The sequence below is a fragment of the Actinokineospora fastidiosa genome (assembly GCF_014648415.1).
GTDB lineage: Bacteria > Actinomycetota > Actinomycetes > Mycobacteriales > Pseudonocardiaceae > Actinokineospora > Actinokineospora fastidiosa.
On sequence record NZ_BMRB01000009.1, the window covers coordinates 106,469 to 132,891 of the forward strand.

The window sequence follows — 26,423 nt, forward strand, 5'->3', positions numbered from 1 at the left end:
GGAAATCGATCCGACCCGAAATAGAGAGAAGGACACTTCTCATGAGCACAGTCACCTCGAAGGACGGCACCGCGATCGCGTACGAGAAGGTCGGCCAGGGCCCGCCGGTCGTCCTCGTCGACGGCGCCTTCGTCTACCGCTCCGACATCGACCCCTGGACGCCGCAGTTCGCGGCCAAGCTCGGGGAAACGCACACGGTGTACACCTTCGAGCGCCGCGGCCGGGGCAAGAGCGGTGACACCCAGCCCTACGCGATCCAGCGCGAGATCGAGGACATCGCCGCGGTCATCGAGGAGGCGGGCGGCTCGGCCTACGTCATCGGCTTCTCCTCCGGCGCCGTGCTGTCCCTGGACGCCGCCGCCGCGGGCCTGCCCATCAAGAAGCTGGCCGTCTACGAGCCCCCGTTCATCGTCGACGACACCCACCCGCCCCGCCCCGCCGACTACGTCACCGCGGCCCGCGCCCTGGTCGCCGAGGGCCGCAAGACCGACGCGGTCAAGTACGCCCTGACCAAGACCGTCTTCCTCCCGGAGGAGATGGTCGAGGGCATGGCCAGCCAGCCGTTCTGGCCCCTCATGGAGGCCGTCGGCCCCACCGTCCCCTACGACGGCGAGATCATGGACGGCCTCATGTCGGGCAACCCCCTGCCCACCGACCGCTGGGCCTCCTCCACCGTCCCCACCCTCATCCTCCACGGCGGCGCCAGCGAGCAGTGGATGCACAACGCGGCCAAGGAACTCCACAAGATCCTCCCGACCGCGGTGGACATCCAGGCCCTGCCGGACCAGACCCACGACGTGTCCCCGGACGTGATCGCGCCGGTGCTGTCGAAGTACTTCGCGGACTGAACGGTCCCCCGCCCTCGCCGGTCCGCTTCGGTGGACCGGCTTGGGGTGTTCGCCGGGTGGTGTCCCACTCGGGGTGGTTGTCTGCGATCCGGGGGCCTGTCGGTGTCCCTCTGATCTAGGGTTCTCGTCTCGGGGCTGGGCCAGCTCCCGCTTGCGGGGCATCTACCACTGCGATGATCCCCCGGACTGTCGCGCTTTAAGAGCGTCCTCGCCGGACGGGCAGGTCTCCGGGATGGGGTCGGGCTTGCCTGCCATCCCGTCGACCTCCCGGAGGGTTACCACACCCAGGGTGGGGGCGCGGAGCTTTCGTTTTCGCGGGTTAGGGCCCTGGGGGCCCTAACCTGGCAAGTCCTGTTTCGTCGAGGGCCGCACCCCCACCCTGGGTGTGGTAAGGCTTCGCCAGGTCGACGGGATGGCAGGCAAGCCCTGGTTGGGGGCGTAAAGGGGAAACGCCGCCGCGGGGTGGCGGCGGCGTTTCCCTTTTTTCTTATGTTGCCATTTCCGGTTCGCCGTCTGAGTCCAGTAGGTGGTAGGGGTCGTCCATTTCCACCCAGCCCAGGCCTGGTGGGCAGCGGTCGTAGCCGAGTAGGCGGCGGACCTCCTCCGGGTAGGCCATGACGGCCTCGCGGGGGACTGCCAGGTACTGGTTCTCCTCCTGGCGGAGGTTCCCCAGGTCCAAGGCGATCGTGAGGCCCGTGCGGGGCTTGTCGCTGTTGTTCTTGCCGCCGCTGTGGTAGACGCCGCCCAGCCAGATCAGGGCGGCGCCCTGGGGCATCTCGGTCGGGTGCGCCTCGCGGGTGGACGGGGCGCGCTCGTCGTCCCAGTGGTGGCTGCCCGGGATGACCAGGGTGCCGCCGTTGGCCGCGGTGAACTCGCTCATGGCCAGCATGAGCTGCACGCGGCTGGTCGGGCCGGGGTGGGGGCGCAGGTGCAGCGCGTCGTCGCGGTGCAGGGGCTGCTGGCCCTGGCCCGGGTGGATCTGGACCACCTGGGTGCCGCTGATCTGGATGCTGGGCGTCATCTCGACCCGGTTCTTCCCGATGTGCATCGTGACCGGCTTCTGCATGATCGCCCGCGCCGAGCCCAGGTACAGCGGGTGGGTCACCACCGGCGTCAGGTGGGTCGTCCTGGCGAACACCGAGGACACCCGGCGCGTCTTCGTGCCGTTGTACCAGTCGTCGCCGTAGGCCTGGGCGTCCAGCGCCGGGCCGAGGTCGGCCCAGAGCGCGTCCAGGGTCGCCGCGTCGACGAAGTCCTCGACGATGACGGCGCCGTCCCGCTCGAGGATCTCGACGACCTCGTCCAGGCTCGCCTCGGGAGCAACCCGCCGCAGACCGGCCATCCCTCGTTCACCTCCCTCCATCAGCCGCGGCTCAGGCCGCTGAGGCCTCGTCGGCCTTGGCGATCACGGTCCGGATGAGCTCGGCGAGGTCCGGGTCCTCGAACATGTCGCCCACGTCGATCCAGACCGCGAGCTCCTCCTCGATCCGCGAGACGAGCCGGACGGCGGAGACGGAGTTGCCGCCGAGCTCGAAGAACGTCGCGTCGTCCTGCCCGCTCGGCACGGTGAGCACGTCCCGCCAGATCGCCTCGACCTTCTGCGCGATGGTGTCGCTCAATGCACTGCCTCCCACTACTCGTGCGGATAGCGTCGACCGGGGTCGAAGAATTCGCCATTACCGATGGTGAATGCGCCCGGGAGCGGTTGCATCTCGTGCTGTGCTGCCTTGACCGGCGACCGTTCCGCATTCCCGCTGCCCGCCCATACCATCGAGGGCATGAGTGAAATCACGGACGCGACCCGGGATCTGTATATCGATCTGCTGAAGCGTGTGATCGCGAATACAATTTACGAGGACCCGGCGATACCGAATCCGGTGTTCGACCGGACCGAATTCAACGCCTGGGCGCGCAGCACCGGCAGCGACTGGCCGAGCGTCGCGCACACCATGGTCGGCATGGCGCGGCTGGAGAACGTGCGCGCCTGCCTGGAGCGGGTCATCGCCGACGGCGTGCCCGGCGACTTCATCGAGACCGGCGTGTGGCGCGGCGGGGTGTGCATCCTGGCCCGCGGCGTGCTCAAGGCGCACGGCGTCACCGACCGGACGGTGTGGGTGGCCGACTCCTTCGAGGGCGTGCCCACCGCGGGCGACCTCAGCCACCCGATCGACCAGCGGCTGAACATGCACGAGCACAACGAGGTCCTCGGCGTCGACGAGGCCGCCGTGCGCCGCAACTTCGAGCGGTACGACCTGCTCGACGACCAGGTCCGCTTCCTTCCCGGCTGGTTCAACAAGACGCTGCCCACCGCGCCCATCGAGCGCCTGGCCGTGCTGCGCCTCGACGGCGACCTCTACGAGTCCACCCTGGACGCGCTGAACCCGCTGTACCCCAAGCTGTCCGTCGGCGGGTACGTCATCATCGACGACTACCTCGTGCCCGGCTGCCGGGCCGCGGTGGACGAGTTCCGCGCCGAGCACGGCATCGACGACCCGATCGAGCGCATCGACCGCTGGAGCGTCTTCTGGCGGCGCAGCAGGTAGAACGCGACCGGGCCTGGCGGGACCGATGCGGTCCCGCCAGGCCCGGTTTCGCCTCAGAGCGCCGCCGTCGGGGCGCCCGACTTGACGATCCGCCCGCCGAGCCTGCCCGCGGGCCGCTCGACCAGGTAGTACGTCAGCGTGGCCAGGATGATCGTCCCGACCAGCACCTCGCCGATGAGCACCCACGTGTTCGCGGTGCCCGGCATCAGCATCGCGGGCGTGCCGAACAGGCTGCCCGCGCCGATGACGAAGTACAGCACCGGGAAGTGCCACAGGTAGACGCCGTAGGAGATCCGGCCGAGGAACCCGGCCATCTTGTTGCCCAGCACCGCGTCCATGAACCGCGAGCGGGCCCCGGGCGCGATCAGCGGGACGACGACCAGCACGCCCCAGATCACCGTGAGCACGTGGTCGAGCAGCGCCTGGCTCATGGGCGGGTAGTCGCCGCTGCCCGCCTTGTCGAACGGCCGCACGCAGTTGAGGATGTAGAGCCCGAACGCGACGACCCACCACGACATCGGCGACTTGGCGGCCAGCTGGTAGAGCCTGGGCACCCGGCCGGTGACGTCGTGGTAGGCGTTCATCGCGCCCAGCATCATGCCGATCGCCATGACGCCGAGGAACATCGGCGGCCAGAAGATCTCGATGGGGTACTTGCCCATCGACGGCAGGTGCGTGTAGACCTCCCACGCCGGGCCCAGCAGCACGAACGGGGCCAGCGACCAGATGATCCGGCGCAGCTGCCGGTCGGGGTCGCCCGCGGCGGACCGCGCGTACCGGTTGATCAGCGCGGCGGCCAGCGGCAGCAGCAGGTAGAAGATGACCTCGGTGACGACGCTCCAGGTGATCTCCAGACCGGGGACCAGGCCGGAGAAGTCGCCGCCCTTGAAGTAGTGCAGGCCCAGCAGCGGCGCCAGCACGTACCAGACGCTGTCGATCGCGGAGAGGTTGATCAGCAGCAGCGCCGCGACCACGACCACCCAGTAGGTGGGCACGATGCGCAGCATGCGGCGCACGAAGAACGGCTTCAGCGCGGGCGCGTCGCCGCCGGTGAACGTCGCCTTGGCGAAGGACTTGTAGAGCAGCATGCCGGAGAGCAGGAAGAACGGCGTCAGGATGATGGTCAGGCCGACGGTCAGCCAGTTGAGGACCGGGATGCCCTTCAGCGGACCGACGTCCATGATGCCCGCGAAGTACGCGGTGTGCGCGAACAGGACGCCGATCGCGATGTAACCGCGGATCCCGTCGAGCACCGGCAACCGCTTCCGGCGCGGCTCAGCCGCCGTGGCGGCGTTCTTGGGTGGTTCCGGCGCTCCTGTTGGCGGAGGGCCCACTAACTCGGCGACCATCGACGTGCTCCTTCACAACGAAACGGGGACCGGGATTGTCAGAATCCAAGACCATCGCGCTCGCCGAGGCATCTCGCTGAATGCTCCATCGGCGAATTGCTCAGCGGAGTCCGCGAACGAACTTCCGGATGTCCTCGACGAGCAGCTCCGGTTCCTCCATCGCGGCGAAGTGGCCGCCGCGCTCGAACTCGGTCCAGTGCGTGATGGTCGGGATGTCCCGGTCGGCGATGCGCCGGATCGGCAGGAACGCGTCGTGCGGGAACACGGCGACGCCGACCGGCCGGGTCTGCGGCGGCGGCACCGCGCCGGACACCGCGGCCCGGACGGCCTCGGCGCCCTCGTAGTAGAAGTGCGCCGAGGAGCCCGCGGTCGCGGTGAACCAGTACAGCGAGACCAGGGCGAGCAGGCGGTCGCGGGAGATGGCGTCCTCGGGCACCTTCGCCGACTCGTCGGTCCAGGCGTGGAACTTCTCGATGATCCAGGCCAGCTGGCCGACCGGGGAGTCGGTGAGGCCGTAGCCCAGCGTCTGCGGGCGGGTCTGCTGGATCTTCATGTAGCCGGACTGGTCGAGGTCGAACTGGCCCAGCTTCTGCAGCCGCTGCTGGTCGGTCTCCGACAGGTCCGCCAGCTCGGCCGGGTCGCCGGAGGGGAAGGTCATCAGCATGTTGACGTGGATGCCGATCAGCGGCTCGGGGTTGACCAGGCCGTGCACCAGCGAGATGACCGAGCCCGCGTCGCCGCCCTGCACGACGTAGCGGTCGTAGCCCAGCCTGCGCATCAGCTCCGCCCAGGCGAAGGCGATGCGCGGCACGTCCCAGCCGGTGTGGCGCAGCGTGGAGAAGCCGTAGCCGGGGATCGACGGGATGACCAGGTGGAAGGCGTCGGCGGGGTCGCCGCCGTGCGCGGCCGGGTCGGTCAGCGGGCCGATGACGTCGGCGAACTCGATGAACCCGCCCGGCCAGCCGTGCGAGAGCAGCATCGGCGTCGCGCCCGGCTCCGGCGAGGTGATGTGCAGGAAGTGGATGTCCTCGCCGTCGATCTCGGTGGTGAACTGCGGGTACCGGTTGAACTCCGCCTCGACGGCGCGCCAGTCGAACGAGGTCCGCCAGTAGGCCGCCAGTTCCTTGAGGTAGTCCTGGGGGACGCCCCGCTCCCAGCCGAACCCGGCCAGCTCCGGCTGCCAGCGGGTGGCGTCCAGCCTGCGGTGCAGGTCGTCGATCTGGGATTGGGGGATGTCAATGCGGAACGGCTCCATGGCGGGTTCCTTTTCTGCGCAACCGAAACAGAGCCGTCTCGGCGACGGCCCATTATCTTGACGATCATCTCCGCGGGCGCAAACGCGTTCAACTCCGCCGTTGCGCCCCTCGCTCCGCACGTGCAGAGAAGAAGAACCGGCCTGCTCGGTGCACTATTGGCTTCGACGCCTCTTTCGCAGCCAATAGTCCAAGACTTTTCACCGGACACGGTGACAAAAAGGTCGACGCCGAAATGGTTGCCTGAATGCCACTACGGACACCTTGACGGGGTGAAGACGTGACGCTGGTCGAGAACGAGGGATCGGTTGACCTCAACGGCGAGAAGCTGGACATCGAGGGCGTTCGGCGGGTTGCCGTTGACCGGACCCCGGTGACGCTGGACGAGTCCACTCTGGAGCGAGCGGCGATCAGCCGGAAGCAGTTCGAGGACACGGTCCGCGACGGTGTCCCCGTCTACGGTGTCACGACCGGCTACGGCGAGATGATCTACATGCTCGTCGGCACCTCCAAAGAGGTCGAGCTGCAGACCAACCTGGTGCGCAGCCACAGCGCAGGCGTCGGCCCGGTGTTCAACGAGCAGGAGGCCCGCGCCATCCTGGCCGCCCGGCTGAACGCGCTGGCCAAGGGCTACTCCGCGGTCCGCCCCGAGCTGCTGGAGCGCATGGCGCTCTACCTCAACCTGGGCATCACCCCGGCCATTCCGGAGATCGGCTCGCTGGGCGCGAGCGGCGACCTCGGCCCGCTGGCGCACATCGCCTCCTCGCTCATCGGCGAGGGCTACGTCCTCAAGGACGGCAAGAAGACCCCGACCGGGCCGGTCCTGCGCGAGCACGGCATCGAGCCGCTGCAGCTGCGGTTCAAGGAGGGCCTGGCGCTCATCAACGGCACCTCCGCGATGACCGGCCTCGGCTCCCTGGTGCTCGACCGCGCGCTCAACCAGGTCCGCCAGGCCGAGATCGTCACCGCGCTGGTGGTCGAGACGCTGCACGGCTCCCTGAGCCCGTTCCAGGCCGAGGGCCACGACATCGCCCGGCCGCACCGCGGCCAGATGGACAACGCCGCCAACATGCGCGAGCTGCTGGCGGGCACCCGGCTCGCCGTCGAGCACGCCGACCTGCGCAAGCAGGCCAAGGAGCAGCAGACCGGCGACGTCTCGCGCACCGACGTGTGGATCCAGAAGGCCTACACGCTGCGCGCGATCCCGCAGGTCGTCGGCGCGGTCCGGGACTCGCTGTACCACGCGACCGCGACGGTGGAGACCGAGCTCAACTCCTCGAACGACAACCCGCTGTTCTTCGAGGGCAAGGAGGTCTTCCACGGGGCCAACTTCCACGGCCAGCCGGTCGCCTTCGTCATGGACTTCACCGTCATCGCGCTGACCCAGCTCGGCGTGTTCTCCGAGCGGCGGACCAACCGCCTGCTCAACCGGTACCTCTCCGGCCTGCCCGAGTTCCTGGTCGGCTCCGGCGAGCCCGGCCTGCACAGCGGCTTCGCAGGCGCGCAGTACCCGGCCACCGCGCTGGTCGCCGAGAACCGCACGATCGGCCCGGCCAGCACGCAGAGCGTCCCGTCCAACGGCGACAACCAGGACGTCGTCAGCATGGGCCTGATCGCCGCGCGCAACGCCCGGCGGGTCGAGTCCAACAACAACTACATCCTCGCCGTCGAGTACCTGGCCGCCGCGCAGGCCGTGGACGTCTCCGGCCGCTACGCCGGGCTCAGCGCCGCGGGCAAGGCCACCTACGACGCCGTCCGCGCCCTGGTGCCCACGCTGGAGCAGGACCGGTACATGGCCGACGACATCGAGGCCGTGGCCGCGGCGCTGGGCCGCGGCGAGTTCCTGGACGCCGTCCGCCGCGCGGGCGTCCAGCTGCGCTGACCGCCCGAGAACCGAAAGGTGCGCGACATGACCAACCCGACGTCGGCGGAGCGCTTCCCGGTGTCCTACGCCCAGCAGATGCTGTGTGTGTTCGACGCGGGGGAGGAGGACTCCGGCCCGTTCGGCCCCCGCCACAACATCACCTGGAGCTGGCGGATCCGCGGCAGCGTCGACAGCGCGACCCTCGCCGACGCGCTCCTCGACGTCGTGACCCGGCACGAGGCGCTGCGCACCAAGATCGTCCGCGAGGGCGACGAGCTGTACCAGAGCGTCGCGCCGCCGAGCCCGGCGCGGGTGTCCGAAGTGGATCTGTCGGACACCGCGCCGGGCGACCGCGACCGGCGCGCCGAGCGGCTGGTCATCGAGTTGGAGGGCGGCCGGTTCGGCATGGAGCCGCTGCCGCTGATCCGGGCAGTGCTCGGCCGCTTCGACGACGAGGACTCCGTGGTGGTGCTGATCATGCACCACGCCGCGATCGACGGCTGGTCGGCCCAGGTCATCGCCAGGGACCTCGCCGAGGCCTACGCCCGCAGGCGCGGCCACGACATCCCCGAGCGCCCCGAGGCCGTCCAGTACCGCGAGTTCGCGGTCTGGCAGCGCGAGTCGCCGGAGGAGGTCGTGCCGGAGAAGTCGGTGGCGTTCTGGCGGGAGAAGCTCGACGGCGCGCGGATGGCCACGGTCACCATGGACTTCCCGCGCTCGGCCGACCTGCCGAAGAACACCGCGGTCCTGCGCTACGCCGTCGACGACGAGCTGGCCGCCGGGGTGCGGGCGGTGGGCAAGTCCTGCCGCAGCACGCCGTTCATCGTGCTGCTGGCGGCGTACTACGTGCTGCTTGCCCGGCGCACCGGCGCGACCGACATCACGGTGCCGACCATCGGCGCGCACCGCAAGCAGGCGCGCTTCCAGGACACGGTGGGCAACCTGACCAACTTCCTCCCGCTGCGCACGGACCTGGCGGGCGCGGAGACCTTCGCCGACGTGGTGGCCAGGGCCCGCGCGACCTTCCTGGAGGCCTACTCCCGGGAGATCCCGTTCCTCGAGGTGATCGGCGCCGCGCCCACGCTGATGGCGGGCGCGGTCGAGGACGACCAGGCGCTCGTGGCGTTCCAGGTGCTCCAGCTGCCGTTCACCATGGACGGCGAGGTCGTCGGCGACCTGGAGCTGCGCACCGTGCCGAGGCGGATGTCGCAGGAGCGGGCCACCGAGATCCCCGACGGCGCGCTGTGGCAGCTGGACATCACGCCGAGCGGGCAGATCCACGCCTACCTTGGGTACAACACCCACAAGTTCACCGAGGCCACCATGCAGGCCCTGGCCGACGAGTTCGCCCAGGTGCTCAAGGAGACGGTCCTCGACCCGCAGGCGCCGCTGCGGTTCTGACGGAGAACGGGGTTTCAGACGTGAGTGAGTTGGCACGCGTGCCGGACTTCGGGCCTGCCGTCATCGAGGCGGACGACCCGAGGTACGAGAGCATGCTGCGGGGCGCGAACCACCGGTTCGTCGCCAAGCCGGACCGGGTCTGCGTGGTGACGACCACCGAGCAGGTCGTGCGGGTGGTCGGCGAGGCCGTCGCGGGCGGCCTGCGGGTCACGGTGCGCAGCGGCGGGCACGGGTACGAGGGCTTCACCGCGGCCGAGGGCGGCGTCCTGCTGGACATGTCGGAGATGGCCTCGGTCTACTTCGACGCCCACCGCGCCGCGTTCGCCATCGAGCCCGGCGCCACCCTCGGGCACGTCTACCGGGTGCTGTTCAAGGGCTGGAACGTGACCATCCCCGGCGGCGAGTGCACCGAGGTCGGCGTCGGCGGGCACTTCGCGGGCGGCGGCTATGGGCCCCTGTCGCGCAGGCTCGGCGCGGTCGTGGACTACCTGGTCGCGGTCGAGGTCGTGGTGGTCGACGCGGACGGCACGGCCCGCGCGGTGGTCGCCACCAACGAGCCCGACGACCCGCACCGCGACCTCTGGTGGGCGCACACCGGCGGCGGGGGCGGCAACTTCGGCGTGGTGACCCGCTACTGGGTCCGCGCGCCGGGGGCCACCTCCACCGACCCGGCCGAGCTGCTGCCGAAGGCGCCGAGCCGCTGGCGGATCGGCTACTGCATGTGGCCGTGGGCGGAGATGACCGAGGAGTCGTTCACGACCCTGCTGCGCAACGTCGGAACGTGGTTCGAGGAGAACAGTGCGCCCGGCTCGCGGCACGCCCAGCACTCGGCCTCGTTCTACGCGTCGCACCGCTCCGGCGGCGCGCTGCTGGTGCAGGCCATGGTGGACGACGACGTCCCCGACGCCGCCGCGCTGCTCGACGAGTACTTCGACGCGGTGTCCGAGGGCGTCGGCGTGGCCGGGACGCGCACCCAGTCGGTGAAGCCGTGGCTGTTCTTCGCGGCCTACCCGAACTGGGGCGATCCGGGCACACCGGACGTCCGCCGGGCCAAGCTGAAGGCGGCGTACCTGCGCAAGGGGTACACCGACCCGCAGCTGGCCGCCGTGTGGGAGCACCTGACCCGCGAGGGCTCCGAGCACAACCAGTTCATCCTGATCGGCTACGGCGGCCAGGTGAACACCGTCGCCCCGGACGCCACCGCGACCGCCCAGCGCGACTCGGTGCTCAAGGCGGCGTTCATGTCCGTGTGGGGCGACGAGGCCGACGACCACGACCGCATCGGCCGCCTGCGCGAGTTCTACCGCGACGTGTACGCCGAGACGGGCGGGGTGCCGGTGCCCGGCGAGCACAGCGACGGGTCGTACATCAACTACCCGGACATCGACCTGGCCGACCCGGAGTGGAACACCTCGGGGGTGCCGTGGTCCACGCTGTACTACAAGGACAACTACCCGCGGTTGCAGCAGGTCAAGGCGAAGTACGACCCGCGCGACGTGTTCCACCACGGGTTGTCCGTCGAGCTGCCCTGACCCGAGGGGCGCGCGGCCGGTGAGTCCGAGATCTCCTCGGGCCGCCGGCCGCGCGCGTCCCCTCGGTGGCAGTGTTGATCAGGACGGAGCACGTTGGAAGAGGACAACGGCGTCCGGACCGCTCCAGACTGGACGCGTTCGTGCCGGTGACCATGCCCGGCTGGCTCCTGCCACAAAACCGCTGCCACAGGACATGAGGTGATTTCCCACATGGCGGAGAAGACGAACCCGGCGGGCGAGCCGGTGATCGCCCGGCTGCGCGCCGAGGTCGGCGGCGCGGTCCTCGTGCCCGGCGACCCGGACTTCGACAAGGCGTGCACGATCTACCTCGGCGGGCTCGACGAGCGGCCCGCGGTCGTCGTGCGGCCCGACGGCGTCGCCGACGTGGCGCGGGTCGTCGCGGTGGCGCGCGAGACCGGGGTGGCGCTGGCGGTCAAGGGCGGCGGGCACAGCCCGTTCGCGCTCTGCGACGGCGGCATCGTGCTGGACATGTCCACCATCCGCGACCTGGAGATCGACCCCGAGACGCGCACCGCGTGGGCCGGGGCCGGTCTGACCGCGGGCGAGTTCACCAACGCCGCCCACGAGCACGGCCTCGCGCTGGGCCTCGGCGACACCGGCAGCGTCGGCCTGGGCGGCATCACCATCGGCGGCGGCATCGGCTACCTGGTCCGCAAGTACGGCCTGACCATCGACCACCTGCTGGCCGCGGAGATCGTCACCGCCGACGGCGAGCTGCGCCGCGTCGACGCCGAGAACGAGCCCGACCTGTTCTGGGCGATCCGCGGCGGCGGCGGCAACTTCGGCGTGGTGACCCGGCTGCGCTACAACCTGGTGGAGCTGCGCACGGTCGTCGGCGGCCTGCTGGTGCAGAAGGCGACGCCGGAGACGATCTCCGGGTTCGTCAAGCTCGCCCAGGAGGCGCCCGCCGAGCTGACCAGCATCATGAACATCTTCAACGCCCCGCCGATGCCGTTCGTCCCCGACGAGCTGGTCGGCACGCCGATCATCATGTCCATGATGGTCTACGCGGGGGAGGGCGAGGCCGCCGAGCGCGCCCTGGCCCCGTTCCGCGAGCTGGACGCGCCGATCGCCGACATGATCGAGACGATGCCGCTGCCCGGCATCTACCCGCCCGAGGACGAGGACGAGCACCCGATCGCCGCGTCCCGCAACCTCTTCACCGACACCGTCGACCTCGACGACGCGACCCTGATCCTGGACCGCATCGCCGCGGCCACCGCCGACATGGCCGCCACCCAGATCCGCGTCATCAACGGCGCCGCGGGCACCGTCCCCGCCGACGCCACCGCCTACGCCCACCGCGACCGCGACATCATGATCAACCTAGCGGCCATCTACAGCGACCTCGCCGACACCGACAACCAGCACCGCTGGATCGACGAGTTCACCACGGCCCTCGCCAAGGGCAAGCCCGCCATGTACGTCAACTTCCTCGACAACCGCCGCGAGGGCCGCATCCGCGAGGCCTACCCCGACGGCACCTGGGAGCGCCTGCGCGCCATCAAGCGCACCTACGACCCCACGAACGTGTTCCGCGTGAACAACAACATCCCCCCAGCCGACGCCTGACCACCGCCACCCGAAGCGGGCCCGCCCCACCGGCCGGGCCCGCTTCGTCGTGCGACCTGAAGGACCGGAAGCGCGCGGCCTACTAAGGGTTATCGGGTTCAGCGAGTCTTTCGGGGTCGGTCTGCGGCCCGGACAAACCGGTCGTGCCCTGGAAGCCGTCGAGTTCCTTGAGACGACCGCGCAGCCGCTCGGCCTGGGCGTCGTCCCGCAGCCGCGTGGCGGCGTGGAGGGCCTGGGACCACGCGGTGGCCGCCCCACGGCGGTCGCCGCGGTGGTGGTGGATGGTCCCGAGCAGGTCCAGACCGCTGGCGACCAAGGGCAGGGCGTTGATCCGCCGGGCGAGCGTGACGCCGCGGCGGGTGTGGTGCTCGGCCGGACCGACCTCGCCCCGATCGAGGTGCAGACGGCCGAGGTCGACGCAGAGCTTCGCGGTCACCGGCAGGTCGGAGTCGGAGACGAGGGCGAGCGCGCTGCCGTACAGGCCCACCGCGCTCGACCAGTCGTGGACGTCCCGCTTGACCGCGGCGAGGCTGGCCAGCGCGATGGCGAGCGCGGAGTCGTCCCCGATATGGGCGGCGAAGAACTGCGCCTGATGGAGGTGCGTGGTCGCCTCGTCGAGCCTGCCGGTCTGGTGGAGGGCGCCGCCGAGCGCGCAGTGCGCCCAAGTCAGTGCCTCGTGGTCCTGCAGGCGGTGGGCGATGTCGTACAGCCTGCGGTACAGCGCGACCGCGGCCTCGTGGTTCCCGCTGGTGCTCTCCAGATCGCCGAGTGCCTTCAGCACGGCGGCCATGGGCCGGTCTTGGCCGGATTCGTCCGCCCAGCGGTGCGCTTCCTGCAGGTGGCGGCGCGCTTCCTCGATGTCGCCTTCACCGATGAGGAGACGACCGACCTCGAGGTGCGCGGACCCCCAGGCCTCCCCCTGGCCGTCGGCCTGGGCCGCGGCGACGGCGATGAGGTAGGCCTTCCGGCAGTCATGCCGGTGACCCTGGCGCTCAAGGTAGGTGGCGACGTAGTCCACCAGCCGCCAGGCATAGCCGTGGTGGCCGCGTTCGGCCGCCATCGCGATGATGTGGTTGAGGGTCTGCCGTTCCTGGGCGAACCAGGCTCTCGCGTCGTCTTCGCAGGCGAAACCCGCGGCGGTGACGGTCTCCTCGTCGAGCGAGTCGAACGGCCTGGTTGCCTGGGACGGGAACAGGGCTCGGTGGGCTTCGTGAGCGTGCAGCGTGTAGTGCGCGAGAAGACGGCGTTCGGCGGCCCGGATCTCCTCTTGAGTGTCCTCTCTGGCCGCCCGACGTCGGGAATAGCGGCGGGATAAGTCGTGGCAGCGGTAACGGTGGTGGCCGCCCGCGCGGTCCAGCAGGTGAGCGCCGACGAGAATCGCCAGGATGTCCCGGGTTTCCGCGCGGTCCATCCGCGCACACGCCGCGATCGCGTCGAGAGTGAACTCCACGCCCGGGTGAACACCGAGGAGACGGAACAGGCGCTGCGCCGGAGGCGGGAGCGCGGTGTACGACCAACCGAAGACCCGGTCAGCGGATGTGTCGCCGTCCCCGTCGCGGCCGATCTCCAGGATCAGGTCCTCGATCTCGGCCATCGCGGGCGTGGCGGCGTGCGTGGCGAGGTACTGGGCCAACAGGTTGATCATGAAGGGCAGGCCGCCGCACAGGCCGAGGAACGCGGTGAGGTGGTCGGACTCCATGGCGGGGCCCGAGAGCCGGGCGGTCAGGAGGTCGGCCGACTCGGCCGGGTCCATCGGCGACACGGTCAGCGCGCGCCCTCCGGTGCGGGTGGCCAGCGTGGTGAGCCGCTTGCGGCTGGTGACCAGGACCAAGCAGCCCGCCAGCGAGGGGATCAGCCCGAGCACGTGGTTGGAGTCGGCGGCGTTGTCCAACACGACCAGCAGGTGGCGCCCGGCCAGCGCGTCCCGCAGCAGGGCCTGGCGGTGGACCGGGTTCGTCGTCGTGCCTGCGGGCGCGCCCAGGGCGACCAGGAACTCGTCGACGACGGCGTGCGGATCGACGGGCGGCGTGTCGGAGAAGCCGTGGAGGTCGATGTAGAGGTCGCCGTCGAAGTGGTCGCGGACGCGGTGCGCCCAGTGGACGGCCAACGCGGTCTTGCCGACCCCGACCATGCCGTCGATCAGGACCACGCCGCGGCGCGGGGAACCGCCCGCCACCCGGGCGACATCGTCGAGCGCGGCCAGTTCCCCAGCCCGTCCGGTGAAGTCCACGGGATCGGGCGGCAGGCTCCGCGGGCCGTTCCGGAGCGCCGCGCCAGGGCTCGGCTCGGCTTCCAGCGCACGGGTTTCGGAACGTTGTTGCTGAGTCACCAGGTGGTCGTAGTGCCGACGCAGCAGATCGGCCTTCCCGCTCTCCCCTTCCTCGCGCAGCATCGCTCTGATGGACAGGTGGTACTCCGCCGCGTCGCGGTCGTGGCCGCGGGCCATGAGCGCGGAGAGGCGGATCATCGCGAGGCGGACATCGGCGGGATGGTCGGCCTGGACGTCCTGGAGGCCGACGAGAACGCGGTCCGGGTCGCCCATCCTGAGCCAGGCGGTGAAGAGCGTCTCGTACGCGGGGATCAGTTCGTCGCGCACGGCCCGCCTGCGCCAGCGGTCGGCCTCGGCGGTGCGCAGGTCCTCGAGCGCGGGGCCGCGCCAGAGCCGCACGGCGGACTCCGCGGCCGCCGCCGCCCGCCCTGGGTCGGACATCCCGCGCGCGGCGGCGACCAGGCGGCGGAAGTCGTGGTAGTCGATGACGCCCGGGTCGACGTCGAGCCGGTACCGCCGCTCCCGAGTGCTCAGCACGCACCGGGTCGGCAGACGGTGGAGAACCGGTCGGAGTCTGCTCGCATAGCTGTCGAGCGCCCCTGACGGGTACTGCGGTTCGCTTTCCGGCGGCCAGATCCACGCGGTGAGCCGGTCTGATGACAGCCACCGCCCGGGATGCGCCAGCAGCACCGCGAGCAGGGCGCGCAGGCGCGGCGGTCCCCACTCGTCGGTCAACTCCCCGTCGAGCCGAAGTGCTGTCGTGCCCAAGATCGCGAACAGCGTGTTCACCAGCTTCACCCCTAAGCCGGTCAGACTCGAGTTCCGCTTGAACGTCACGCAGAGGCACCTTGTGCTCGACGGTGCGTGATCACGGAGTCTAGCGGAAAGGATGATGACCACGCACCGACAGCACACTGAAAGTCCATCGCCGGGGTTTCCCGTTTACCCCGGTTTTCCTCGTTGCCGCCGGAGAAAGTCGTCGTTTCCGGGGCAGCCATCCGAACAGGAGGCGAAGGGGGACGGCAAGACCGCCGGGGCGACGCTGGGCGCGAACAGGCGTTCTGGCGAGGGGAGTCGCGATGGACACGTCAGCGTGGATCCGCGGTCCGGTCGGCCGCGAGGCCAGGGACCGGCTGACCCGCACTGATCTCAAGGCGGTGCTGGTGCTGGTCCAGACCGTCACCGCGGCCAACCGGCTGGCGGACGTGCTGCCCGTCTTCGACGGCGACCACCGCGTGCAGCCGGTCTACACGGTGCCGCGGGGCGCGGACACGTGGTACGGGGTCGAAACCCACGTGCGCTCGCTCGGCGGTCTGGTGATGCCTTGGGAGCAGAGCGTCCGCTTGGAATGGGACTTGGTGGTGAGCGCGTGCCGCGAAGGCATCGAGCAAGTGCACGGGAATCTGCTCATGCTTCCGCACGGTGCGGGTGCGGGGAAATCCCGCGCGCGCAGTCGCATGTGCGCCGCGACCGAGGCGACGACCGGACTGGACCGGGAAATGCTGACCCATCGCGGCCGGATCCTCCCGGCCGCGATCGCCCTGCCGACCGAGTCCGACCGCGAGTTGCTTTCCGACCGCTGCCCGGAGGCGCTCGACCGCGCGTTCGTGGCGGGCGATCCGTGTCTGGACCGGTTGGTCGCCTCGCGCGTCCACCGGGAGCAGTACCGTGCCGCGCTCAACGTCGCGGCCGAACGGCCGTTGCTGGTCGTCAGCTCGACCTGGTCGCCGGAGTCGGCGTTCGGCCGCCACCCGGGTCTGTGCGACCGGCTCCTCGACGAACTGCCCGCGCACCGCGCCGCGGTCATCCTGCACCCCAACATCTGGGCGGTGCACGGCGCGGCGACCATCCGAGGCTGGCTGGCCAGGGCGATCGCGCGCGGCCTGCTGGTGATTCCGCCGGAGCGGGGCTGGCAGGGCGCACTGCTGGCCGCCGACGTGGTCATCGGCGACCACGGCTCCACCACCGCGTACGCCGCCGCGCTCGGCGCCCGCGTCGTCCTCGCCACCGCAGCCGAGGACAACCTGCGGCCCGGCAGCGTCGCCGACCGCCTCCGCCGCAGCGTTCCGTCCCTCGACCACCGGCGGCCGCTGGCGCCGCAGCTGGCGGAGGCGCGGTGTGCCAACGGTTTCGCCGCCGCGGTGTCCACCCAGAGGGGTGTCGCGCACGAGCGCGTCCGCGCTGTCGCCTACCGCCTCCTCGGCCTTGCCGAACCGCCGTGGCCCGCGCGGATCGGCCCGGTTCCGTTGCCGGAACCGCTGCCGTGGTAGGAGTGGAGCCCATGTCGACCGTCCGGATTCGACTCGTCTCCCGCGCGCCGGGCGTGTACCAGGCCACCTGGGATGACTCCGTCATCGGAGCGGGGGACGTGCTCGTCGCCGACGTCTGCCGGGCGAACGCCCGGTGGTGCCGCGTCGCCGACATCCTCCTCGTGCCCGACGAGGACCCGGTCGAGGCTGTGCTCCAGGCGGTCAGGTCCTATGTGGAGCGTCTTCGCCCGTGTCGCGAGCCAGACGCGACCGCATGAGTCCGGCCTTGTCGTCGTCGACGCCCTCGTACAGGGCGGCGGCCTGCGACCAGGCCTCCCGTGCCGCGGTGGCGTCGCCGGTCCGCTCGGCGACGCCACCGAGCATGGCCAGGATCTCGGCCTGGTAGTAGGGAGACCCGAATGCGCGCATCCGCGCCAACGCGTCGACCAGCACCGACCGCGCCTGGTCCGCGCGCCCCTGCCGGGACCGCACCTCGGCCACCAGCGCGATCGCCCTGGCGTGCTGGGTCGGATCAGCGAGTTCGGCCATCGTCGCCGCGGCCGCGAGCAGGTGGTCGGCCGCCTCGTCGAACCGGCCCAGGTCCGCCAGGACCTCGCCCGACCGTCTCCGGCACAACGCGACGCCGCGGTCCCGCCCCAGCCGCTCGTTCAGCTCACGGGACCGGGCGAGGCACTCCAGCGCCTGTTCCGGGTCGGTCCGGCGAAGCGCCAGAGCGAGTTGCTCCCACGCGGTCGCCTCGCCGGGCACGTCCTCACCGCGGCGCGCCAGCTCCAGCGCCCGCCTGCTCTGGGCAGCCGCGTCATCGGCCTGCCCGAGTTGGGCGTAGGCGTAGCCGAGTTGCGCGCGCAGCCTGCCCTCCGCCCGCATGTTCCCGCAGCGCCGCGCGCTGCCGATCCCCATCCGCTGCAACTCGATCCACTCGCCGTAGCGGCGGGTGTGCAGGAACTGACCCCACAACGCCTCGCAGAACTGCCACACCAGCTCATCCCAGCCGCGCTCCGCCGCGACCTCGACCGCGGCGCGCACGTTAGCCCGCTCCACGGCCGCCCACGCCAGCCCCGCCTCCGGACCGGCGAACACCGCTGCGGGCGCGGCGAACGCGGGCCCGATGCGCGGGCGGAGCGGATGCACGGCCAGGTCGGCGGCGACGGTCCGGTCGAGGTACCACTCGACCATCGACCGCACGACCTCCTCGCCGCCCATCGCGCGGCCGTGCAGCCGGACCAGGTCGTGGAGGGCGTAGCGGCCGTCGGCGACCTCGTCGACCAGCCCGGACTCGAACAGCGTCGCCACCGCGTCCTCCGTCTCCGGGGCAGGCCAGCCGAGCGCGGCGGCGAGCACGGCGGAGCCGAACTCCCGGCCCGGATGCCAGGCGCACGCTCGGTACGCGGCCCGCGCCCGGTCATCCAGGTCGAGGTAGGACACGTCCAAGGCCGCGCTCACCGACACGTCCCCCTCCAACGTCAGACGGGCCAGCCGCTCGTGTTCCGCCGTCAAGGCGCGCACCTCGCTCGACAGCGGGCGCCTACCGCGGATCAACAGCCGCGCGCCCACCACGGACAAGGCCAAGGGCAACCCGCCGCACAACCGTGCCAACCGCGCCGCGGCCCCGGTGTCGGCGCCGACCCGGCTCGGCCCGGCCACCACCTCCAGCAACCGGACCGCGTCCGCGTCGTCCATCGGCTCGACGCGGAGCCACCTGGCGCCGTCCAGCGCCAGGCCGGACAGCCAGGACCGGCTCGTGACGACGACAACGCTGCCCGGCCCGGCGGGGATCAGCGGCCGCACCTGCGCGGCGGACACCGCGTCGTCCAGCATCACCCGGAGCCGTCGTCCCGCGGTCATCGAGCGGTACAGCGCGGCGCGTCGCTCCGCGCTGAGGGGTATGCGCTCGGCGGGCACTCCCAAGGACAGCAGGAACCACTCGGTGACCTCGGCGGCCGACGCGGGACCGCGCAGGTCGGCGACCAGCGAGCCGTCGAACCCGGCCTCGTCCAATCCTCGCAGCCAGTGCACGGCCAGGGTCGTCTTCCCGACACCGCCGATGCCCGTCAGCACGACCAAGCCGCCGCCAGGCACCGAGGCCGACAGCTCGGCCAGCTCCCGCTCGCGGCCGACGAACGCGGTGGGGGAGCGCATGAGCTGAGCGGGAGTCACCTTCCATTCGCTGGGCGCGTGGAAATGGACCTCGTTCACGGCGCCCGCCTGGAGCACGGGGCCCGACACGTCGCCTTTCACGGAATTGGTAGCGAAGTGCCCGCCCGGCCCGTGCTGGTCGCCCACCATGCCCACCCCCGCGAACCGGATCCCACGCCCCTGTCTAGTCGCTCTCCGGCACCTCGAGGCAGCGCTGAGCGACCAGACCACCGGAACGGATCAAAGGTCCGGCAACCCGGGGCTTCCCGCCTCCGTCCTTGACGCCGCCGAAAACCCGTCTCGCGGTGATCGGGGCGTGCTTACGCTTCGTGGTGAAAGCGGCGGCTGTGACGCGCGTGCGGGGAAAGGGCACCTGAGGGTCCACCGCCTACGGCCAGCCGCGAGCAGTTGTCGGCGGCGGACAAATATCACCGGTTATGCGGTGACGTCCCTGCACTTTCGGTGGTGACACCGGCAGTGCTAGGGATACCTCCGCTCAGCTTCTTGTGGATAGGACGTGCATGGACAACTCTGGAGCCGGAGAACGCTGATGCCGTGGCGGCCCGTGGCGCAGGTGGTTACTCTGAGTGCACAGCTCTCGGCGTCCCCTCGACCCGGCATGTCGCACGCGTGGAAGGGGGGAGTCGGTCGTGCGGACTGACGGGGGGCCGTCCGCGGACGACATCACCCGGGCCGCTGGTCTGGAGCTGCGGCAGGCCCGCATCGCCGCGGGCCTCACGCTCGCCCAGCTGGTCGAACGCCTGCCGTCGGGCATCCGCGTGCCGACGCTGGCGGGCTATGAGACCGGAAGCAGGTCGTTCACCGTCGGCAGGTTCGTCGAGATCTGCGTGGCACTGGGGGTCTCCGGGCCGAATCTGCTCGCGGCGGCCGTGCGCCGCGCCCGAGTGAGCCCGATGCGGGCGGGCGCGGTGATCGATCTGCATGCGATCGCCCGGGATCGCCGGGCCGATCGCGCCGCACTGCGCCGGTGGGCGCGTCATCGGTTGGATGTCGATTCCGACGGCGAGGGTGTCGCCATCGTCGAGCCCGCGACGGTGCGGGAGATGGCCGCGCTCTGCGGTCTGTCCGAAACGGCCATGACGATCCTGTTGGAGCAGTACCCGCCGAATAGCTGAGGAACACTCCGCGATCTCGCCCCGGCCTTAGTGGAATCGCCACCAGACGATGTCCAGGAGCGCGGCGCTGTCCACGGCGGCATATGCGTTCGGGGCAAGGACTGCGGCTATCGCGACAGTAAGGAGCATGACCGCGACGCTGCGGCTCAGCCGGTGCTTCAACGGTTCCTCCGGGAACGGTTGGGGATTGGGAGACGCGGAAAGTAGATCTTTTCGCGATTCGCAGAAGATACCGGAGGGGTCGCCCGTGTGTGCGATCGGGGTACTGGAGGTCATGGGAGTGTGCATCCACTTCCCTTGGCCGCGCCACTAACCCGATCGGGGTTAACACGATAGGGCGTTTGGTGTCACGGCGTATAGCCAGGAAAGGCTTGGTTGGGGTACTGCGGGAGCATCCGCGCCGACGTGATCCTGCTTCGGATTCGTGGGGCTTTCCGGCCCAAACGCCATCGACCCCGGGCGAGCGGGGCTCGGCCGGGGTCGGCGGCAGGACGTCCTCCTGGTCGGGGCCTGGGTGGGGTCCCCGCCGGGGCGTCGTCTCAGACCTTTTCGGGGGTGGGGTCCTCGGTGGGCTGCTCGGTCGGGGCGGGGGCGCCGAGCGGGGGGACGTGGCGGAGTTTGACCATGATCATGACCGCGGCTGCCGCGACCAGGGTGGCGGCGATGGCGGAGACGACCTGCATGCCGCTGGTGAAGGCGTCGCGGGCGGTGGCCAGGACGTCCGGGGGGAGGACGTCGGCGACGGTCGTGGCGCCCGCGGCGCTCTCCCGGGCGGCCGCGGCGGCGTCCGCCGGGACCTCGGCGGGGACCGCGTCGCTCATCTGGCCCCGGTAGATGGCGGTGGCGCCCGCGCCCAGGACCGCGAACCCGAGCGCGGCGCCGATCTCGTTGCTGACCTGCGGCATCGCCGAGGCGGCCCCGGCCTTCTCCGGCGGGCTGGAGCTGACCACCAGGCCGATGCCCAGGGCCAGCAGCGGCGCGCCGCCCGCGCACCACAGGCCGAACGCGATCACCGGGACCAGCGGCGAGGTGCCCGGGCCGATCTGGGTGAACCACACCAGCGCGCCCACGACGACCAGCAGGCCGACGCCGATGATGACCGACGGCCGGAACCGGCGGGCCACGATGGGCGCCACCGTCGTGCCGATGGTGGACAGGGCCATGCCGGGCAGCAGCGCCAGGCCCGCCTGCAGCGGCGAGAGCCCGCCGACGGTCTGGAACCACTGGGTCATGAGCAGCAGCACCGCGCCGGTCAGCACGCTGTAGGTGAACAGCCCCAGCAGCCCCACCCGGAACTCGGTGATGGCGAACAGCTTCAGGTCCAGCAGCGGGTCGGCCAGGCGGTTCTGCCTGCGCACGAACAGCGCGCCGATCACCAGGCCGACGGCGACGGCGACCACGGGCACCAGGCCGAACCCGTGCTTGGCCGCCTCCTTGATGCCGTAGATGAGCGCCAGGATCGCCGCCAGCGACATGAGCGCGCTGACCAGGTCGAGCCGCCCGGCGTTGGGGTTGCGGTACTCCGGCAGCACGATGGGACCCAGCACGAGCAGCAGCAGCATGACCGGCACGCCGAGCAGGAACACCGACCCCCACCAGAAGTGCTCCAGCAGGATGCCGCCCGCGATCGGGCCGAGGATCGCGCCCACGGTGAACGCGCCCGCCCAGATGCCGATGGCCAGGCCCCGCTGCTTCTGGTCGTGGAACATGTTGCTGATCAGCGACAGCGTCGACGGCGTCAGCGTCGCGCCCGCGACGCCGAGCAGCGCGCGCGCCAGGATCAGCAGCTCGGGGGTGGGCGCGTAGGCCGACACCACCGAGGCCACGCCGAACACCGACGCGCCGATGAGCAGCAGCTTCCTGCGGCCGATCCGGTCGCCGAGGCCGCCCATCGTGATGAGGAAGCCGCCCACCAGGAAGCCGTAGATGTCGACGATCCACAGCTGCTCGATGCTGTCCGCGCCCAGGTCGGCGCTCAGGTGCGGCAGCGCGAGCAGGAGGGTGAACAGGTCGAACGACGTCATCATCGCGGTCAGGGCCAGTACCGCGAGGCCGGTCCATTCCCGCCTGCCCGCCAGGGCTGGCACAGCGTCGGAAGTCATGTGCTGGGTCCTTTCGGTCCTTGCGTGGTGCGCGGCTCAGGTGGGCTGGAGCCCGCGCTGGTCCTCCGGCGGCGGCGCGGCGCGCCGCGGGCGGGGTAAGGGAGCGGCCATCGGTACTCCTCGACGCGTTCTGTCTCGCACGTGCGCGTACCTGATTCTCCGCGCCCGCCACCACCCCGGACATCTCTCGTCTTGCTCACTTGGAGTCACCTGACAGGCACTTACGGAGACGCCCGCGCCCGTGGTCGGCGGGCACAATCGACGTCGGCTCACTCTGCTGGGAGGCAGCGCCATGAAGGTTGGTTTGGAGCTCGGGGAGTTCGTCTGGGACGGCGGTCCCGCCGCGATGGGTCGCACCGTCGCCGAGATCGCCACCGTGGCCGACGACGCGGGCTATGACCTGATCGGGGTCGGCGACCACGTGTGGCAGGGGCCGCACGCGGGCGGGCCGGGGATGCCGCAACTGGAGTGCTTCACCACGCTCGGCGTCATCGCCGCGCACACCCGCCGGTGCAGGCTCGCCCCGGTCGTTGCCGGTGTCCACTTCCGCGCCCCCGCCCTGCTCGCCAAGACCGTGACCACCCTGGACGTCCTGTCCGGCGGCCGGGCGGTGCTGGGCATCGGCACGGGCTGGGACGCCGACGAGGCCGCGGGCATGGGCATCGACTTCCCGCCGACGGCACAGCGGTTCGCCATGCTGGAGGAGGCGCTGCAGATCTGCCTGCGCCTCTGGCACGGCGACGAGCGGCCCTTCGACGGGGAGCACTACCGGCTCGCGCGCCCGCTCGCCGAGCCCAAGAGCCTGTCGCGCCCGCACCCGCCGATCATGCTCGGCGGCGGCGGCCGCAAGACGCTGCGCCTGGTCGCGCGCTACGGCGACGCCTGCAACGTCTACCCGGGACCGGACCTGGCCGAGAAGCTCGACCTGCTGCGCGAGCTCTGCGACCAGGAGGGCCGCGACTACGACGCGATCGAGAAGACCTGCATCTTCCCGTTCACCGTGGCCGAGGACGGCGCGGGCGCGAGCGAGCTGACCGACGAGCTGCACCGGCTGTCGGCGGCGGGCATCGACACCGCCATCGGCATCGTGTCCGGCTCGGACCCGGTCCGGCAGGTCTCCGTCATCGGCGACAAGGTGATCCCGGCCGTCACCGGATAGGACCGAGACACACGACCGCCCCCACCGGTTCCGGTGGGGGCGGTCGTGTGTCGTCACCCGTTGAGCAGGTCGTCGCGGCGCGCGCGGAGGCTGTCGAACGAGCTGAGGTCCGGCACGGTCCAGCCGTCCAGGTCGTACTCGGACAGGCACTGGTCCACGAAGGACTTGTAGCCGTCGACCTGGCCGTTGGCCAGCTGCGACGACCACAGCTCGACGCGCGTGTTCTCGTGGTTGCCCGCGTAGTTGCGCTCGTAGAGCTCGTGGCGCCCGCCGAACTCGGTGCCCACGGAGTCCCACAGCAGCTTCATGACCTTGACGCGCTCGACCGCGTCGACGCCGTTGGAGCCGCGCACGTACTTGTCGAGGTACGGCCGGATCTCGGGGTTCTTGAAGTCCTCCGCGCTGGAGTTGAGGTAGATCAGCCCGCTGGCGATGTCCTGCTCGACGATCTCCTTGACCCTCGGGTACCCGATCTGCATGAACCACCGGTAGGCCAGCATGTACTGCGGGTTGGGCAGCACCGCGCCGTTGGTCCACGGCACCGGGTTGCGCGCGGCCGCGTCCGACAGGCCCCAGAACAGGTTGCGCCAGGCCAGCACCTCGCCGAGCCTGCTCTGCACGCCGCGGAAGTCCTTCACTCCGGTGATCTCCACCGCCTTGGCCAGCAGCCCGGCGATGAACTCCAGCTTGACGGCAAGCCGCACGCAGCCCTGGAAGGTGAACCGCTCGGGGAACCCGGAGCGGCCGGTGAACAGCTGCACCTTCCCGAGGTTGCCGTAGATGAACACGTTCTCCCACGGGATGAGCACCTTGTCCAGCACCAGGATGGTGTCGTTCTCGTCCATCCGGGAGGACAGCGGGTAGTCGAACGGGCTGCCCATCACCGCGGCCTGCGCGGTGTAGGACGTGCGGCAGATCAGCTTCATCCCCGGCGCGTTCATCGGGATGGTGGCCACGAGCGCGAACTTGCGGTCCTTGATGGGCAGGCCGTAGTGCGCGATGAAGTTGTAGTGGGTGAGCGCCGAGCCGGTGGCGACCACCTTGGCCCCGCTCACCACGAGCCCGGCGTCGGTCTCCTTCTCGACGTGCACGAACACGTCGGCGACCTGGTCCGGCGGCAGGTTGCGGTCGACCGGCGGGTGCACGATCGCGTGGTTCCAGTAGAGGACCTTCTCCTGCGACTCCTTGTACCAGCGCCGCGCGTTGTCCGAGTACGGCGCGTAGAACTCCGAGTTCGCCCCGAGCGTGCCGAGGAAGGAGGCCTTGTAGTCGGGGCTGCGGCCCAGCCAGCCGTAGCTCATCCGCGCCCACGCGGCGATCGCCTGCTGGTCGGCGACGAGGTCATCGGCGCTGTGCGGGGTGGTGAAGAACCGGTGCGTGTAGCCGTCGCCGCCGGTGTCGGTCGGCGCGGTGAGGACGTCCTTGTGCTCCGGGTCGTGCAACGCGTCGTAGAGCCGCGCGACCATGCGCGCCGGGTTGTGGAACGCCGGGTGCGTCGTGACATCCTTGACCCGGTCGCCGTAGAGGTAGATCTCGCGGTCGTCGCGCAGGCTCTCGAGGTACTCCGCACCGGTGAGCGGGCGGGTGGTCGGTCGCGCGACGGGCGCGCCGCTCGGGATGTCCCGATCGTCGGTCATCGGATTCTTCCTTACTCGTCGCTGCTCCGGCAGATGTCGGGTCGTGGCTGTCCCATCGTCCCACCGGGAAACGGCCGGGGGATTCTCGCGGCGTGTGCTGTCTGCGCAATTCGCGAGATGCGGCGGCCGGTCGCCGTTGCGAGAGTTTGGGAAAACGCCTGACCAGGGTGTCTCCTGGCCGACACCGCATCGGCACCGCGCGCCGACGCGGCCCGCTGCCGCCGCAGGACGTCCCTCGAGGAGCCGATGTGACCACAGTGGATTGCTGGGACCTGCTGACCAGGAAGGACGACCTGGCGGTCGGCGAGCCGCGCCCCGCGCGCGTGCGCGCCCCGCGCCCGGGCGAGATCCGGGTCGCGGTCGAGAAGTTCGGCCTGACGATGAACAGCGTCACCTACGCGCGCCTCGGCGACGGCCACATGCCGTTCTTCGCCGCGTTCCCCGCGCCGGAGGGCTACGGCCGGGTGCCGGTCTGGGCGTTCGTGCGCGTCGAGGAGTCGAACCACCCCGGCGTCGCCGTGGGCGAGCGGTACTTCGGCTTCGTGCCGATCTCCACCCACCACGTGCTGCCCGTCGAGCCCACCGCGCGCGGGCTGCTCGACACCGAACCCGGGCGCGCGTTCCTGCCCACCTGGTACCGCACGTTCCAGCGCGTCGCCGAGCCCGACGCGCTCGACGACCGGCGGGCGGTGTTCCGCCCGATCTTCCCGCTGTCGTTCCACCTCGCCGACTTCCTCGCCGGGCACGCCGAGCGGGGCGTGAAGTCGGTGCTGGTCGCGGGCGCGTCGAGCAAGTCCGCGATCGCGCTGGCCGACCTGCTCTCCCGGCGGACCGACCTGTCGGTGGTCGGGCTGACCGCGCCCGCCAACCTCGGGTTCGTCGGCGGCCTCGGCTTCTACGACGCGGTGGCGGCGCACGACGACCTCGCCTCGGTCGCGCTCGCCGGGCCCGCGGTGCTCGTCGACTTCACCGGATCGCACCGGCGCATCCGCGCCGCCCACGAGCGCTTCGCCGGGGAGCTGGCGGCCGTCACGCTGGTCGGCTACACCCACCCGGAGTCGGTGCAGGCGCTGCCGGAGCTGGCCGGCCCCGAGCCGGAGTTCTTCTTCGCCCCCGGGGTGGAGGAGGAGACCCTGGCCGCCGAGGGCGAGGACGCGTTCTTCGCCCGCTACCACGCCGAGGAGGACCGCTTCCTCGCAGCCACCCGGTCCTGGCTCGGCGTGGCGCCGCGCCGGGGGCCGGAGGCGATCCTGGCGGGGTTCCGCGCCCTGCTGGCAGGCCCGCGGCCGCCCGCGGACACCGAGGTGTTCTGTCCGCGGTAGGCGGACATG

At 70.9% G+C, this 26,423-nt stretch carries 18 protein-coding genes; 10 read left to right on the forward strand and 8 right to left on the reverse strand.

Annotated elements, in window-relative coordinates; all coding sequences use genetic code 11:
* Positions 1–41 precede the first annotated feature (41 nt).
* Complete coding sequence (locus IEY98_RS30070; RefSeq protein WP_189214064.1) at positions 42–848, forward strand: alpha/beta fold hydrolase; 807 nt, start codon at positions 42–44, stop codon at positions 846–848.
* Positions 849–1,335: 487 nt separating this feature from the next.
* Here IEY98_RS30070 and IEY98_RS30075 read toward each other — a convergent pair whose 3' ends face one another.
* Both IEY98_RS30075 and IEY98_RS30080 read right to left on the reverse strand, forming a co-directional pair.
* Positions 1,336–2,190: a phytanoyl-CoA dioxygenase family protein gene (locus tag IEY98_RS30075; RefSeq protein ID WP_189214065.1), complete on the reverse strand. Its 855-nt coding sequence runs from the start codon at positions 2,188–2,190 to the stop codon at positions 1,336–1,338.
* A gap of 31 nt (positions 2,191–2,221) precedes the next feature.
* Positions 2,222–2,467: a phosphopantetheine-binding protein gene (locus IEY98_RS30080; RefSeq protein ID WP_229787736.1), complete on the reverse strand. Its 246-nt coding sequence runs from the start codon at positions 2,465–2,467 to the stop codon at positions 2,222–2,224.
* A gap of 159 nt (positions 2,468–2,626) precedes the next feature.
* Here IEY98_RS30080 and IEY98_RS30085 point away from each other — a divergent pair, with 159 nt between their 5' ends.
* Entirely contained in the window at positions 2,627–3,391 is a 765-nt protein-coding gene (locus IEY98_RS30085) for a TylF/MycF family methyltransferase (protein ID WP_189214067.1), read from the forward strand.
* A gap of 53 nt (positions 3,392–3,444) precedes the next feature.
* On the opposite strand, the gene IEY98_RS30090 is transcribed toward IEY98_RS30085, so the two are convergent.
* Positions 3,445–4,644 carry an acyltransferase family protein gene (locus IEY98_RS30090; RefSeq protein WP_189214068.1) on the reverse strand — a complete coding sequence of 400 codons (1,200 nt, stop codon included), beginning with the start codon at positions 4,642–4,644 and terminating at the stop codon, positions 3,445–3,447.
* Between the two features lie 196 nt (positions 4,645–4,840).
* Positions 4,841–5,995 carry an epoxide hydrolase family protein gene (locus IEY98_RS30095; RefSeq protein ID WP_189214069.1) on the reverse strand — a complete coding sequence of 385 codons (1,155 nt, stop codon included), beginning with the start codon at positions 5,993–5,995 and terminating at the stop codon, positions 4,841–4,843.
* A gap of 278 nt (positions 5,996–6,273) precedes the next feature.
* On the opposite strand from IEY98_RS30095, the gene cmdF reads away from it, so the two are divergent.
* The 4 genes from cmdF to IEY98_RS30115 all read left to right on the forward strand — a co-directional run bounded on the left by cmdF (position 6,274) and on the right by IEY98_RS30115 (position 12,383).
* Positions 6,274–7,875, forward strand: a complete 1,602-nt coding sequence (cmdF, locus tag IEY98_RS30100; RefSeq protein ID WP_189214070.1) for a tyrosine 2,3-aminomutase — start codon at positions 6,274–6,276, stop codon at positions 7,873–7,875.
* 27 nt (positions 7,876–7,902) lie between these two features.
* On the forward strand, positions 7,903–9,258 hold the full coding sequence (locus IEY98_RS30105; RefSeq protein WP_189214071.1) for a condensation domain-containing protein: 1,356 nt from the start codon (positions 7,903–7,905) through the stop codon (positions 9,256–9,258).
* A gap of 20 nt (positions 9,259–9,278) precedes the next feature.
* Entirely contained in the window at positions 9,279–10,790 is a 1,512-nt protein-coding gene (locus IEY98_RS30110; protein WP_229787738.1) for an FAD-binding oxidoreductase, read from the forward strand.
* Positions 10,791–11,000: 210 nt separating this feature from the next.
* The gene (locus IEY98_RS30115) at positions 11,001–12,383 is read left to right on the forward strand and encodes an FAD-binding oxidoreductase (protein ID WP_189214072.1); all 1,383 of its coding nucleotides are present in this window, start codon (positions 11,001–11,003) and stop codon (positions 12,381–12,383) included.
* Between the two features lie 82 nt (positions 12,384–12,465).
* Here IEY98_RS30115 and IEY98_RS30120 read toward each other — a convergent pair whose 3' ends face one another.
* Positions 12,466–15,489 (reverse strand): AfsR/SARP family transcriptional regulator, encoded by a 3,024-nt coding sequence (locus IEY98_RS30120; protein ID WP_189214073.1) that lies wholly within the window; start codon positions 15,487–15,489, stop codon positions 12,466–12,468.
* Between the two features lie 242 nt (positions 15,490–15,731).
* Between IEY98_RS30120 and IEY98_RS30125 the strand changes: the two genes are divergently transcribed.
* Positions 15,732–16,922, forward strand: coding sequence for a hypothetical protein (locus tag IEY98_RS30125; RefSeq protein ID WP_189214074.1), 1,191 nt, complete (start codon positions 15,732–15,734; stop codon positions 16,920–16,922).
* A gap of 201 nt (positions 16,923–17,123) precedes the next feature.
* Here the strand turns inward: IEY98_RS30125 and IEY98_RS30130 are convergent, their stop codons facing one another.
* A complete protein-coding gene (locus IEY98_RS30130) occupies positions 17,124–19,079 on the reverse strand; it encodes a tetratricopeptide repeat protein (protein ID WP_189214075.1) in 1,956 nt (651 codons plus the stop codon).
* Positions 19,080–19,708: 629 nt separating this feature from the next.
* Between IEY98_RS30130 and IEY98_RS30135 the strand changes: the two genes are divergently transcribed.
* Positions 19,709–20,194 (forward strand): helix-turn-helix domain-containing protein, encoded by a 486-nt coding sequence (locus IEY98_RS30135; protein ID WP_189214076.1) that lies wholly within the window; start codon positions 19,709–19,711, stop codon positions 20,192–20,194.
* Positions 20,195–20,733: 539 nt separating this feature from the next.
* Here IEY98_RS30135 and IEY98_RS30140 read toward each other — a convergent pair.
* Entirely contained in the window at positions 20,734–22,296 is a 1,563-nt protein-coding gene (locus IEY98_RS30140) for an MFS transporter (protein ID WP_189214077.1), read from the reverse strand.
* 292 nt (positions 22,297–22,588) lie between these two features.
* Between IEY98_RS30140 and IEY98_RS30145 the strand changes: the two genes are divergently transcribed.
* Positions 22,589–23,455 carry an LLM class F420-dependent oxidoreductase gene (locus tag IEY98_RS30145; protein ID WP_189214078.1) on the forward strand — a complete coding sequence of 289 codons (867 nt, stop codon included), beginning with the start codon at positions 22,589–22,591 and terminating at the stop codon, positions 23,453–23,455.
* 53 nt (positions 23,456–23,508) lie between these two features.
* Here the strand turns inward: IEY98_RS30145 and IEY98_RS30150 are convergent, their stop codons facing one another.
* Entirely contained in the window at positions 23,509–25,092 is a 1,584-nt protein-coding gene (locus tag IEY98_RS30150; RefSeq protein ID WP_189214079.1) for a 4-hydroxyphenylacetate 3-hydroxylase family protein, read from the reverse strand.
* A 248-nt stretch (positions 25,093–25,340) separates the two neighbouring features.
* Here IEY98_RS30150 and IEY98_RS30155 point away from each other — a divergent pair, with 248 nt between their 5' ends.
* Positions 25,341–26,414 (forward strand): DUF2855 family protein, encoded by a 1,074-nt coding sequence (locus IEY98_RS30155; protein WP_189214080.1) that lies wholly within the window; start codon positions 25,341–25,343, stop codon positions 26,412–26,414.
* The last annotated feature ends 9 nt before the right edge of the window (positions 26,415–26,423 follow it).

Coding starts and splice junctions, on each gene's coding strand:
- IEY98_RS30070 (WP_189214064.1), top strand. CDS start 42: ATGAGCACAGTCACCTCGAAGGACGGCACCGCGATCGCGTACGAGAAG.
- IEY98_RS30075 (WP_189214065.1), bottom strand. CDS start 2,190: ATGGCCGGTCTGCGGCGGGTTGCTCCCGAGGCGAGCCTGGACGAGGTC.
- IEY98_RS30095 (WP_189214069.1), bottom strand. CDS start 5,995: ATGGAGCCGTTCCGCATTGACATCCCCCAATCCCAGATCGACGACCTG.
- IEY98_RS30085 (WP_189214067.1), top strand. CDS start 2,627: ATGAGTGAAATCACGGACGCGACCCGGGATCTGTATATCGATCTGCTG.
- IEY98_RS30145 (WP_189214078.1), top strand. CDS start 22,589: ATGAAGGTTGGTTTGGAGCTCGGGGAGTTCGTCTGGGACGGCGGTCCC.
- IEY98_RS30150 (WP_189214079.1), bottom strand. CDS start 25,092: ATGACCGACGATCGGGACATCCCGAGCGGCGCGCCCGTCGCGCGACCG.
- IEY98_RS30125 (WP_189214074.1), top strand. CDS start 15,732: ATGGACACGTCAGCGTGGATCCGCGGTCCGGTCGGCCGCGAGGCCAGG.
- IEY98_RS30105 (WP_189214071.1), top strand. CDS start 7,903: ATGACCAACCCGACGTCGGCGGAGCGCTTCCCGGTGTCCTACGCCCAG.
- IEY98_RS30115 (WP_189214072.1), top strand. CDS start 11,001: ATGGCGGAGAAGACGAACCCGGCGGGCGAGCCGGTGATCGCCCGGCTG.
- IEY98_RS30140 (WP_189214077.1), bottom strand. CDS start 22,296: ATGACTTCCGACGCTGTGCCAGCCCTGGCGGGCAGGCGGGAATGGACC.